This is a genomic window from Spiroplasma endosymbiont of Monopis laevigella, assembly GCF_964019975.1.
In the GTDB taxonomy this organism is placed as follows: Bacteria; Bacillota_I; Bacilli_A; order Mycoplasmatales; family VBWQ01; genus Spiroplasma_E; species Spiroplasma_E ixodetis_A.
On record NZ_OZ026473.1, the window covers coordinates 508,872 to 521,989 of the forward strand.

The window sequence follows — 13,118 nt, forward strand, 5'->3', positions numbered from 1 at the left end:
AAAAAAACACTTATAATTTTAATTTTTAATATATTTTTATTATATTAAAAATTAAAATTATATTAGTATTTATTGTTATAAAGTAATATCTGAAAAAAATAAAAATAATAAAGTATAATATTTCTATAAATAAAAAAATATAAGTTTTTGACCTATTGTTTAAGTTTTAAGCAAGTAGGTTTTTTATTTTGAAAGGGGAAAAATATGAATTTAAAATCTTTACTATCTGAGATAAAATTTGATTATAAAGAAATTATAGAAATTTTTAGAAAAATAGCAGCAAAAAAGGAAAATATTAAATCATTATGAGATGAATTAAGTAAGTATAAACAGCAATTACAGAAAGAAAAAAGTGATGATAATATTAACCAAAAATTATTAATTATTTATAAAGTTTCTGCTTTTGTTGAAGAAATGTTGTTAAATTCTTGTCAATCAACAGAATATGATCCTGCTACTGGAAAAATAATTAAAGACAGTAAAATGAGTGAAAATTTTGTAAATGATTGAAATAATATTAATAAAATATTAGAACAAATTTTTTTACCAGAAGATGAAGTTGTAGAAATTTCAGAATTAGCAGATGATCAATTAAGTCTACTAAATAATGAACAAACGCAAACAAATCGTGAAAGTGAATGTTTTCCCAAATACTGTTTAATTTTATAAAAATGAAATAAAAAATAAAAAAACTTTTCTCTAATTAGAGAAAAGTTTTAATTGACATAGTGCTTTAAATTCTACTAAAATATTGATTGAGGTAATAAAGTTCCAATACTTAACATTATTAAGGCAAAGACAGTAATACCAATAGTATATGGTCAAATTGCTCGATAAAAACTTGTTAGGGGAACTTTAGCAATGGCAAGTCCTGCCATCATTACACCTGCACTTGGTGCAAATAAATTAATTCAACCACTAGCCATAACAAAAGTAGTAATCATTCCTGAACCTAATCCTAAAGGAATTACTATTTTTGAAACAATAGGGAAAACGGCTTTTGCAAATCCTGATGTTGAAGGAATAACAAAGGCAATCAAAAGAAAAGCAAAAAAACCAATAATAACAATAGCAAATCTTGGTAATTTATCAATACTTTGCAATTGTCCAACAACAACATGTTGCATTCCTGAATGTTGTAATGATCAGCCAATTCCACCAGCAACAGCAATTATTAAAGCAACACCTAATAATTCTGAAGAACCACTAATAAAATTACGAACATATTGTTCTTCGCCTTTTCAATCAATTGCTGCAATGATAATTGAAACAAAGAAAAATAAGAAAGCTAACATTTCAATGTTTCAGTCACCAAATGCATTAATTTGACTTGTGAAATATGGAAAATATTTAATTAATGTATTGTGAAAATCATCAAAAATAGTTGTTCCTGTAATTTTACCTCATGGAATAATACAAAGCACCATAATTAAAAATGTTAATCCAAATAGTGCTAAAATAATTTTACGACGTTTAGTAAATTCAGGTATTTCTTCTTTATTAATAAATTCTTCATGATGCTCGCTATGTAAGTGAAAAACAACTGATTTTTCAGGATTACGTTTAACACGGATTGCATATCACATAACAAAAGCAATAGTACCGATAGTTGCTAAAAATCAACAAATTAAACGTCAGATGATTCCATCACCAGGATTTAAACCACTAGCTTGTGAAGCTGTAGCAATAGCAAAGGGATTAAGTGTTGAAAACATAACACCAACACCAGCACCCAATAAAATCATTAATACAGCTGTAACAACATCAAAACCAGCAGCTAACATTGCTGGAATAATAATTAAATAGTAAGGAATAGTTTCTTCACACATTCCTTCAACTGTTCCACCAATCGATAGGATAGTCATAATTGAAGGAATAATTCAAATTTCTTTTCCGTTTAGACGTTTAACTAAACGACCAATTCCTGCATCTAGTACACCTGATTTCATAACTATGCCAATATATCCACCAATTACTAAAACAAAAACAATAATATCACTGCTACCAATGAAACCTTTAATTGGAGCCAAAAATAAGTCCATGATACCTAATGGCCCACCGTCTTGTCAAGGGTTATCGGTGCTTACAGGCTTTGATTCATCTTCTAATCATTTACCTGTTGTTCCTGGAATCCAAGAAATAATGATAATTAGAGCAATAATAAAGAATAAGACTGTAATTGCTGTTGGCATTTTAAATGGAAATAAACGAAATTTTTTCTTTTTGGTAATTCCCATATATGATTAATACCTCCTTCTTTATTTTTTTAAAAGTATTATTATATAATACACTATTTATCATGTAGAATAAAAGATGTTTAAGCTTATTTTTTAAAATAACTTATTAAAAAAGTAGTATTTTTATTTAAGTAACACTATTATAATAATAGTTTTTAAAAAAATGTTATTTTTTTATTAGTATTATTTGAAAATTTAATTAAATATTAGTAGTATTTTAAAATAAAATTAGTTATTATAAATTACATATATTTTTTTATTTTTTTGATTTTATTGACTATTTTATTAATTAATGAAATCACTTTAAAGGTATATAATTATTATAATTGAAAGGAGAATATTATGTTAAAACTTTTTAAGAAAAAAGAAAGGACAAATCATAAATTAACTTTATCAGAATTAGTCTGGTTTGGTTTTAATTATACTGTTGGAATTACTTTTACTGCTAACTTTGCAATTTTAATTAATAAAGATAGTTTAAATTTAGGTTCTCATATGATTTGAATTTTTTTAGTAGAAGGATTAATTGCAGGAACTTGTGCTTGAGCTTTTTCAAGACTTTCAAGAGTACATCCGGGTAATAATGGTGCTGCTTATATTTATGTTAGAAGTAGTTATGGTCGCTTCTGAGGTTGATTAATTTCTTTTTTACAGTATGCTACTTTACCTGTTATAGTTAGTTCACAAATTGTATCAATGATTAGAATTAACTTTACTGATCCATCTTCTTTTTTATATGCTAATTGAGGAGTATGACAACATTTAGGATTAGATTTGATTGGAATTCTAATTTATGGTTTAGCTTCTTGTGTATTATTTTTAGGAATGGCTGCATTTAAAAAATTTGTGAATATTTCTAGTTATTTAAAATGAGGAACAACTTTTTTATTAATCATAGCAACTATTATATTATTTGTGATGGCAGGAACTTCAAATTGAGATATGACTACTTCTCATCAACAATTAACTGCCAATAACTTTTCACAAGCTTTTGCCATGTGTTTCTTTTTCTTTTTAGGATTTGAAACCTATTCAACAATTGGTAAAAATGTTAGAAATCCTAAAAAAAATATTAGTCGTTCATTAGTTATTGTTATGATTTTATCTACTATTTTTTATATGGCAGTAACAATTCTTATGATTGGTGCTGTTGCTGGCAATTTTTCAGATAATCCCAACTTAAGTATTTTTAAAATTTTAGGTGATAAAGCTCATGCACAATGATTAGGAATAATTGGTATCCTTGTAATGTTAATTTGTACTATTTCATTAAAGTCTAATGCTGGAATGCAAAATGCTTTATATAGTGGTGCTATTTTAGAACCATTATCTGTTGAAGGGTATATTTCACCTAAATATAAAGAATTATCAAAAGATAACATTCCGTTTAAAGCTTCTAGATTAAATTTAATTATTACTTTTTCTTCAGCTTTTGTATGATTAATTTTACCTGATATTATTGGAGTAATAGTTGATACGTTACATCCTGTTTATAAGGATGGACAATTAGTTTTAAGTTCGATTGTTAATTATGGAACATTAACTGCTGAAGCCGGTATTATTATGGTTATTATTTATGTTTTTGTACTTTCCATTGCAATTAAACTGTCTATAGAAAAGAAATTGAAAAAAAATATTTTTGAAATTATTATTTGACTTGCAGCAACACTTTTCTTAGTTTGACAATTTGAAGAATGATTAAGATCTTTAATCAATGGTTTAATTTCAGGAGCAAATCTTATTGGTAAAGGTGGAACTGATACTACAAAAGGAATATCTGATATAACTTATAATGTTTTACAATTAGTTTATTTAATTGCTAGCATTGCATTTGCTCTAATTTGATACTTTGCTTATTATAAACCAATGCAAAGAAAAAGAGCACTTACAAATCCTAAATTACAAGAAGAATTGGATAGCGAATTTAGAGTGAAAGATGATTGACCTTTTGTTGCAAAAAATCTACAAAATGAAATTGAAAATTATTTAGTACGTAATGTTTTAATTAATGGTGATGATAAAAACCCTAATTATATAATTGCTAAAAATGTACGTAAAGAATTATTGATGTCAGAAGGCGAATGGCGTGAAGATGAAGAATAAAAAAAGTTTAAAAATGTATTAGTTATTATAACTAATACATTTTTAGTATTTATTATTTTTGACAAATTTTTATAGTAATATTAAAGGTGTTAATAATGAATATTTTTTTATATTATTATAAAGTATATTGATGGTAGAAAGTAAAATATGATGTATAATGTTAATTGGATTCATTTCAATATTATGTTTAGAAGTAATTCTAAATTGTGGTTATTGTATTTGTAGTTCAAAAGTCATATTATTGGAGGTACTATATATGAATATGAAAAATATATTAAGATTAATGGGTGCATTAACATTAACAACAGCAGCTACTACTTCAGTTGTTGCTTGTGGTGATAAAGCTGGTGTAGCCATGAACGTAGAAGTATCAAAACAATTAGGGTTAACAGATGATAAAGGAGAAGGTGTACAAGCAGCTTCATTTGATACAACTGTCAAGGATAATGTTACTTGAACTGTTGATGCTTTAAAAACACCAATTAAAGCTAGTGCATTATTAGGAGAAGATAATAAAGCTGCTAATCAAGCATGTGCTGATTTTCTTACTGGTAAATTAAAACAAACAGCTACAGATGGAAAATTTAATAAAGAAGAATTAGATAAAATTACTGGTGCAGTTACTGATTTTAAACCAGAATTAGCTAAAATGGATGATGGTAAAGATTATGCTATTACTGGTGGTACTTTTAATTTCCAATTTAAAAAAGGTGAAGAGGCACTTGGTGATGTTTATGGTATTAAGTTAAAAGCTGATAAAACAAAAGGTGTTATTGCTGCTGCTCTTACTACAATAGCTGCTGAAATTAAAATAGTAGATACTGATGTTACTACAAATCAAAAAATTATGTTTGTAGATGATACTACAATTCCAGAAACTGCAAAAAAACCAGGAGAACCAATACAAATTAAAGGAGAATCAGATCAAGTAAAACAGTTTACTGCTTTAAATACTCTAACTGCTTTAAAAATTGGGGCAAATTTAGGAACAATTACTGCTTATTTTGATGCTTGAGCTGCTGGTGATAAATTAGAAATAACTTATAAAACTGGTGATGTTACTTTTGAAGCAAAAACTGAATTAACACTTGCATAATTTTATAAAATAAAAATAATATTAATACTCCTTTTAATTTAAAAGGAGTATTTTATTTTACAAAATGTTTATTTTTTTCATATTTTTAAACATTATAAACATATAAATATTGGATAACTTATTATATGATATTATATTTGGAAAAAAGTAACTAAGTTGTTAATTTATAGTTATTATAATAAGTTTAAATAATATTATTGGAGGTATATGTGAATATGAAAAATATATTAAGATTAATGGGTGCCCTTGCATTAACAGCAGAAGCAACTCCTTCAGTTGTTGCATGCGGTAATAATGGTTCAAATATTCCTAATAATCCGCAATTAAATGGCAAATATGCAGAATTATTAGGATGATATAGTGATGAAAATACAAGTATAATTGATGAAGTAATAAATTTTGATAATCTTGGAACTTGTATTATCACTGCTGACTCTACTAATCTTATTAAAGATAAGTTGTTTAAAGAAAAGTTATTAGTTGAAGGTTCTACTGATGGTAAATGGAAAGCAAAAAATACTGATTCTGCAACCTTTTTAAGGGAATTGGGATTTACATCTGGTAATCAAGATAATGATTATTCAGAACCCGATGTTGATGCTATTACCAATTTAATTGTAACAATTAAAACTGCTGCTCCAGGTGAAATATCAGTTGCTGACACAACTGACTTTAAAGTAGCGGATGGTATTTGTCAAATTGATATTATGAGTAGCAAAACTGCTGCTAAGCTTGTTAAATCTTATAATATTAATATAAAGGCAGCAAATTTAAATGTTTCAAAGGTAATAACAAGTAATATTATAAAAGAACCTTTAAATGATTTAAAACTAACTGCTGATCAAGGATTCAAGGTCGATCAGCCAACTTCTGGTTTTAAATTAGAGTTTACTGATGAATTAAACAAAACAAAGTTTGAGTCTTTACTTAAAGTATTAAATACATCTTTTACAACTCATTTTTTTAGTTCACCTACCGGCACAGAAGAAATAAAAACTTTTAATGATGGTGAACCCGCATTTTTACAGTTACATTTTGATAGTGTTATTCTTGCACAAAAAATGGCTGTTGGAACTCCAGGCAAATAATAAATTTTCTAATTAATATAAATTAAATTTAAATCTATAATAAAATATATTATTTTATTATAGATTTACTTTATTTCTAAATAATTTAGTTGTAAAATTAAATAAGAACTAATACTTGATTTCTTAAATCTCTTTTCATTTATTTAAATTGAAAAAGGATTTATTTTATTTAAAGGTGGTAATCAAATGGCAAACAAATCATATTATGTTAATGATAACAATCAATTAAAAAATTATAAATTAGAAAAATATAAAATTGATAATGATTTAAAAATTTTATATAAAGTAACAACAACTTATAATGATACTGAACCTAAAATTTTAAAAGCATTACCAATTGAAGAGTTGGATAATAATACTATTGATTCTTTTTTTATGTTGATCAAACAAAATCAATGTGATAATTTTGCTGTGTATTATGAAAATAATTATGATATTAAAAAAATTAATGATTTGATTAGTAATCAAGAACTAAATTTTACATTTGAACAATTAGATTTTTTAAAGCAATTTTTTATTAGTATTAAAAATGTTGCTATTACTATATTTGATATGCGTATTAAGCCAATTATAAATAATACTATTGATAGTAATAGTAGTAATAATGGTATTAGTAATACTTTTCAATCTAAACCACGAATTTTAAATTAATATTTTTTTACAATTTAATTTTAGAAAAAAATATCAAAATAAAAACTAAATATTACTTAATTATAATTAGGTTTTACTGATTAAATATTCCCATATTATCATTTTTATCTCATGATCCAATTCTATTTGTAATAATTTTTATACCTTGACCTTGTGATAAAGTTTTAAAAAATTGATTAATTTCTTCAAAATGTTCAATTATTATTGAAATTGCTGTAGTATAATCTGATTCTAAAATACCACCAGCAAACCCAGTCTCATCTTTTTTAGTAAAATCAATAATAATGTTATAAAATAATTTTTGAAAATTACTTTGATTTTCATCATTATATATTTGTTCCATATTCAAAAAAATATCATAACTAATTTTTATAATTATTCAATCGTGAGCAGCAAAACGATACGTTACTTGAAATTGATTTTCATCATTGAATGTTTGTTTATTACAAATTTCTTTAAAATTCATTTCATTAGCTAAGCATTTATAAGGATAATTTTTTTTAGCTAATACATAAATATTATCTTTATCATCAAATTTTACATTTGTAATAGATCTTGCTAATCCTGTCATTTGTTTAAATTCCATTTCATTAGTTAAACACTTATAAATTCCGTTTTTAAATCAAGCATAAGTATTATTATTTTTATCAAATAATAAAGTACATGGCATGCCTGGTCATCCTAATATACGTTTAAATTCCATTTCATTAGCTAAGCATTTATAAATATGACCATCAGTATCTATTAGATAAATTGGAATGGCAACCCTTTTTAGGACTATTTTTTGGTAGACATTTGTTTTTGATGGAATGGCAACCCTTTTTAGGACTATTTTTTGGTAGACATTTGTTTTTGATAACTAACTGGAGTTAGGTATTTTAGAGTACTGTGAATTCTTATGTTGTTATATCAATTGATGTAATCAAATAATTCTAATTTTAATTGGATTAATGATGTAAAATTTTTATCATTAATAAATTCAATTTTGAAAGTTTTAAAAGTTGCTTCAGCAACAGCATTGTCATAAGGACATCCTTTTTTGCTTAAAGATCGAGTTATGTTGAAAGCTAATAAAAGTTTATCAATAGTTTTATTATTGAATTCATTACCGCGATCAGTATGAAATATTTCAATATCTTTTAAACAGTGATTTGATTGCATAAATGCTTGATATACTAATGATGCATCTTTTTTAACTCCAACACTATGTCCAATAATTTCGCGGTTAAATAGGTCGATTAATAGGCAAATATAGTTTCATTTACCATTAACTTGAACATAAGTTAAATCACTAACAATAACTTCATTTTTAATTCTATTATTAAAGTTTCTATTAACAAGATTGGTTATTTGACTATCATTGACTTTATTATGATAATTTTTGAATGATAATTTAGTGTATTTTGATATTAAATTATGCTTATTCATAATTTCTTTAATTTTTCTGCGTGATAAATAAATTTCTTGGTTTGCTAGTATGACTTTTAATCTTCTAGTACCATAAACTTCTTTATTTTCTTTAAAAGCACTAATAACAGCTTGTTCATAAATATTATTTTGAATTTTATTTTTTTTCTTTAAATTAAAATAATATGTTGATTTAGAGAGTTTTAAAAAATGACACATTGTGCGAATTTTATATTTAGATTTATTATTTGCAATAATCTCTACTTTCTGCCTATTATTAGTGCTGCTTGCTTTAAAATATCAATTTCCATTCGTAACTGTTTTAATTCTTTATTTGCTTGAATTAATTGTTTTTCTAAATCTGAAAGATTATCTTTAGTTTTAAAACTACCTGAATTAGTAAATTGCTTAATTCAATTGTAAGTAGCTGCTCTTGTAACATTGTATTCTTTAACAAGGCAAGATACTGATTTGCCACTTTGATATAAAGCTACTATTTGTTTTTTAAATTCATCTGAATATGAGTTAATAGTGACCATAATTATAATTCCTTTCTTTTAACTAATTTGTTCACTTGTCTATGTAATTAGTGTCCAATAAAGTGTAACCCATCCATTGATAACTAATTGGAGTTAGGTAGTTTAGAGTACTGTGAATTCTTATGTTGTTATATCAATTGATGTAATCAAATAATTCTAATTTTAATTGGATTAATGATGTAAAATTTTTATCATTAATAAATTCAATTTTGAAAGTTTTAAAAGTTGCTTCAGCAACAGCATTGTCATAAGGACATCCTTTTTTGCTTAAAGATCGAGTTATGTTGAAAGCTAATAAAAGTTTATCAATAGTTTTATTATTGAATTCATTACAGCGATCAGTATGAAATATTTCAATATCTTTTAAACAGTGATTTGATTGCATAAATGCTTGATATACTAATGATGCATCTTTTTTAACTCCAACCTATGTCCAATAATTTCGCGGTTAAATAGGTCGATTAATAGGCAAATATAGTTTCATTTACCATTAACTTGAACATAAGTTAAATCACTAACAATAACTTCATTTTTAATTCTATTATTAAAGTTTCTATTAACAAGATTGGTTATTTGACTATCATTGACTTTATTATGATAATTTTTGAATGATAATTTAGTGTATTTTGATATTAAATTATGCTTATTCATAATTTCTTTAATTTTTCTGCGTGATAAATAAATTTCTTGGTTTGCTAGTATGACTTTTAATCTTCTAGTACCATAAACTTCTTTATTTTCTTTAAAAGCACTAATAACAGCTTGTTCATAAATATTATTTTGAATTTTATTTTTTTTCTTTAAATTAAAATAATATGTTGATTTAGAGAGTTTTAAAAAATGACACATTGTGCGAATTTTATATTTAGATTTATTATTTGCAATAATCTCTACTTTCTGCCTATTATTAGTGCTGCTTGCTTTAAAATATCAATTTCCATTCGTAACTGTTTTAATTCTTTATTTGCTTGAATTAATTGTTTTTCTAAATCTGAAAGATTATCTTTAGTTTTAAAACTACCTGAATTAGTAAATTGCTTAATTCAATTGTAAGTAGCTGCTCTTGTAACATTGTATTCTTTAACAAGGCAAGATACTGATTTGCCACTTTGATATAAAGCTACTATTTGTTTTTTAAATTCATCTGAATATGAGTTAATAGTGACCATAATTATAATTCCTTTCTTTTAACTAATTTGTTCACTTGTCTATGTAATTAGTGTCCAATAAAGTGTAACCCATCCATGTTAATATTTTTTTCATTAAAACTCTCCTTTTTGTTTTTTTCTATAACTTTTATAATAATAGGTTATTTTATATTTTAAGAACGTAAAAAAGAAAATGCAATAAAAGTATCTAAAAACTAAAAAAATAGTTTAATAGTAATTTTTGAATCTTGAAAATTATAAAAAAATATGTAATTAAAATTTTATTATTTATATTAGTTTTTTAATAATTGATTAGCGAAATATTTGGTCAATAACTCCACCACCAAGACAAATATCACCATCATAAAAAACAGCGGTTTGACCAGGCGTAATAGCGCGTATCTTTTCTGAAAATTCAACCTTAATTTCATCATTATTAATAAAATTAATAATAACAGCAACATCAGATTGACGATAGCGAAATTTTGCATTACATTTTAAAGATTTTTTTAATGTACTATTATTAATTCAATTCAATGATTTAACAGTACAACCGCTATTCATTAGTCATTTATTTTCATTATCATTAGCAACATAAAGGATATTATTAGTAACATCTTTTTCAACAACAAAATACGGAACTTTCATTCCTGAAAGATTAATACCTTTTCTTTGGCCAAGTGTATAGTAGTAAACACCATTGTGATTACCAATAGTAGTTTTGGTATTAATATCAACAATTTTGCCCGGATTAGCTGGTAAATAATTTGTTAAAAATGTTTGAAAATTACGATTACCAATAAAACATATGCCAGTAGAATCTTTTTTTGTTGCTGTTGGTAAATTATATATTTTTGCTAATTCCCTAACTTCAGTTTTAGTTTTATTACCTAAAGGAAATAAACTATATTTTAATTGTTTTTGTGTTAATTGACATAAAAAATAACTTTGATCCTTATTATCATCAATTCCTTTTAATAACTGATATTGTTTAGTAATTGGGTTGTAGTTAATTCGTGCATAGTGCCCCATTGCAATATCATCTGCTTGTAAATTTTTTTGTGCATATTTTAAAAAAGCATCGAATTTAATATATTTGTTACATAAAATATCGGGATTGGGAGTACGGCTTTTTTTAAATTCTTCAAGAAAATAAGTAAAAACATTATCTCAATATTCCTTAACAAAATCAATTCTTTCTAATTTAATATTTAATTTTTGGCAAACAGCTAAAGCATCAAGATAATCTTGTTCTTGTGGACAAATATCTTGATTATTGTTACCTTGTAAATCATTATTTAAAAGTGAATCTCAATTACGCATAAAAAGACCAATAACTTCATGGCCTTCTGCTTGTAAAAGTGCTGCTGTTACTGATGAATCAACTCCACCACTCATACCAACAACAATGCGTTTTTTTTCTGTCATTTTATTACTCCTTAGTACTTTTCATAAATGCTTAATAATTGTAACAAATATATAATAAATACCCAAATAAATATTTTTAAATTATTGAATTTACATATTGATTATTAAGTGATAATCCTTTATAATAATGTTAAAACACATAAAAGCAATTTAACAAAATATGGTTTATAACCACTTTTGTAAAGTTTGTTACTAATGTGTTTTTTATGTTTTAATAAAGAAATAGAGAGAAGAGAAAAAATGCCACAAGAAGAAGAGTTATTAATAAATAATGATATAGATAGTAATATAGAAGCAAATACTATTAATAATAGTTGAAGTAGTTTAATATGATCAGATACTAAAAAAATAATTGGAACAGCTGGTTTATTAACAGCAGCAGTTGGTTTGAAAACTGTACAACGAGTATTTCAGGTAGCAGTTACTAGTATTGGATCATTTGATTGAAATAAAGTAAATCCTTTAAATAATTTAGTTGATTTTGGAGTAACTCCAGTACAATTGGTAATTAGTACACAAGCAATGAATTTATGAAAATGGGGAGCAGAAAAAATTTGACAAGAAGGAAGAACAGTATTTAATAGAACTGCTGATCAAGAAATGAGTCCACTTTTATCTTTATATTCCGAAATTGGTGTTGAAGAAGGTTATTCATGTCTTTCAAAAACATCTATTTTTGGAAAAATGCTAATAGCAAAAGTTGGATATTGAATTTCGAATCATTTTATGATTACTGCTTCTAGTATGTATTCAGTTGGTTCTTTAACTAGTTTAGCTGAATATTGAAGTAAAATTATTTATGGACCAAATATTTTATCAACAATTATACGAGCAGAAGTTTTATGTTATACTTCTATCTTAATAGATAAGGGTATAGAATATTTAACAAAAACACATATGTGGTTTGCTTTCAAAAGATATTTTAATTGTTTAAATAATAATATTAATGAAAATGATGAGTTAGAATCATTATTTTCTCAACAATCAAAATGTATGAGTCTTTTAAAAAGTGGTGGTTATTTAACAGCAATGGTAATAGCAACTATAATAGATAATGCAATTAAAACTGCAGCTGTTATGTATACTGCTGATAGATTACCAGAATTTGAATCTACATTTTTTCAAGTTCCAATGTTTGCTATTATGTTTGGTTTAATTATCAATGATACTATTGGTAATAAAGTATTAAATAAATATGCTAAAAAACAATGACAGAAATTTTTTAAGTCTACTCCAAATAATGAATTAGAGGAAATAGTAACTAATAGTAATTATATGAGTATTAATAGTAGTGATGAACGACAATTAACTAATAACTTTAATGATGAATTGGTGAGTGTTATTAATAGTATTAATGGTCCTGCATTTGGTGGTTGTCCTAGAAATCCTTCAATTGCATAAAATTTATTTGAATGAAAATA

The 13,118-nt window shown here is 25.0% G+C and carries 10 protein-coding genes and 1 pseudogene; 6 read left to right on the forward strand and 5 right to left on the reverse strand.

Annotation, left to right across the window (positions count from 1 at the left end):
• Positions 1-204 precede the first annotated feature (204 nt).
• The gene (locus AACK94_RS02925) at positions 205-669 is read left to right on the forward strand and encodes a hypothetical protein (protein ID WP_281747948.1); all 465 of its coding nucleotides are present in this window, start codon (positions 205-207) and stop codon (positions 667-669) included.
• A 74-nt stretch (positions 670-743) separates the two neighbouring features.
• Here the strand turns inward: AACK94_RS02925 and AACK94_RS02930 are convergent, their stop codons facing one another.
• Positions 744-2,237 (reverse strand): YfcC family protein, encoded by a 1,494-nt coding sequence (locus AACK94_RS02930; protein WP_338976148.1) that lies wholly within the window; start codon positions 2,235-2,237, stop codon positions 744-746.
• A 342-nt stretch (positions 2,238-2,579) separates the two neighbouring features.
• Between AACK94_RS02930 and AACK94_RS02935 the strand changes: the two genes are divergently transcribed.
• The 4 genes from AACK94_RS02935 (at position 2,580) to AACK94_RS02950 (ending at position 7,175) form a co-directional block, all read left to right on the forward strand.
• Complete coding sequence (locus AACK94_RS02935) at positions 2,580-4,340, forward strand: APC family permease (protein WP_338976149.1); 1,761 nt, start codon at positions 2,580-2,582, stop codon at positions 4,338-4,340.
• A 256-nt stretch (positions 4,341-4,596) separates the two neighbouring features.
• Positions 4,597-5,436, forward strand: a complete 840-nt coding sequence (locus tag AACK94_RS02940) for a hypothetical protein (protein WP_338976150.1) — start codon at positions 4,597-4,599, stop codon at positions 5,434-5,436.
• Positions 5,437-5,651: 215 nt separating this feature from the next.
• Complete coding sequence (locus tag AACK94_RS02945) at positions 5,652-6,524, forward strand: hypothetical protein (protein ID WP_338976151.1); 873 nt, start codon at positions 5,652-5,654, stop codon at positions 6,522-6,524.
• Between the two features lie 186 nt (positions 6,525-6,710).
• Positions 6,711-7,175 (forward strand): hypothetical protein, encoded by a 465-nt coding sequence (locus tag AACK94_RS02950; RefSeq protein WP_338976152.1) that lies wholly within the window; start codon positions 6,711-6,713, stop codon positions 7,173-7,175.
• A gap of 73 nt (positions 7,176-7,248) precedes the next feature.
• Here the strand turns inward: AACK94_RS02950 and AACK94_RS02955 are convergent, their stop codons facing one another.
• From AACK94_RS02955 to mnmA, 4 genes and pseudogenes are all read right to left on the reverse strand, one after another.
• Positions 7,249-7,878, reverse strand: a complete 630-nt coding sequence (locus AACK94_RS02955; protein WP_338976154.1) for a hypothetical protein — start codon at positions 7,876-7,878, stop codon at positions 7,249-7,251.
• Positions 7,879-8,003: 125 nt separating this feature from the next.
• Positions 8,004-9,121, reverse strand: a protein-coding gene (locus AACK94_RS02960; protein WP_338975527.1) for an IS3 family transposase whose coding sequence is annotated in 2 segments (ribosomal slippage) — positions 8,004-8,851 and positions 8,851-9,121 — 1,119 coding nt in all. Because the reading frame shifts where the segments join, the coding sequence is not laid out codon by codon here.
• 22 nt (positions 9,122-9,143) lie between these two features.
• Positions 9,144-10,290: pseudogene (locus AACK94_RS02965) on the reverse strand (IS3 family transposase).
• 291 nt (positions 10,291-10,581) lie between these two features.
• A complete protein-coding gene (gene mnmA / locus AACK94_RS02970) occupies positions 10,582-11,697 on the reverse strand; it encodes a tRNA 2-thiouridine(34) synthase MnmA (protein WP_338976156.1) in 1,116 nt (371 codons plus the stop codon).
• Positions 11,698-11,937: 240 nt separating this feature from the next.
• Between mnmA and AACK94_RS02975 the strand changes: the two genes are divergently transcribed.
• Complete coding sequence (locus tag AACK94_RS02975) at positions 11,938-13,098, forward strand: hypothetical protein (RefSeq protein WP_338976157.1); 1,161 nt, start codon at positions 11,938-11,940, stop codon at positions 13,096-13,098.
• Positions 13,099-13,118 lie beyond the last annotated feature (20 nt).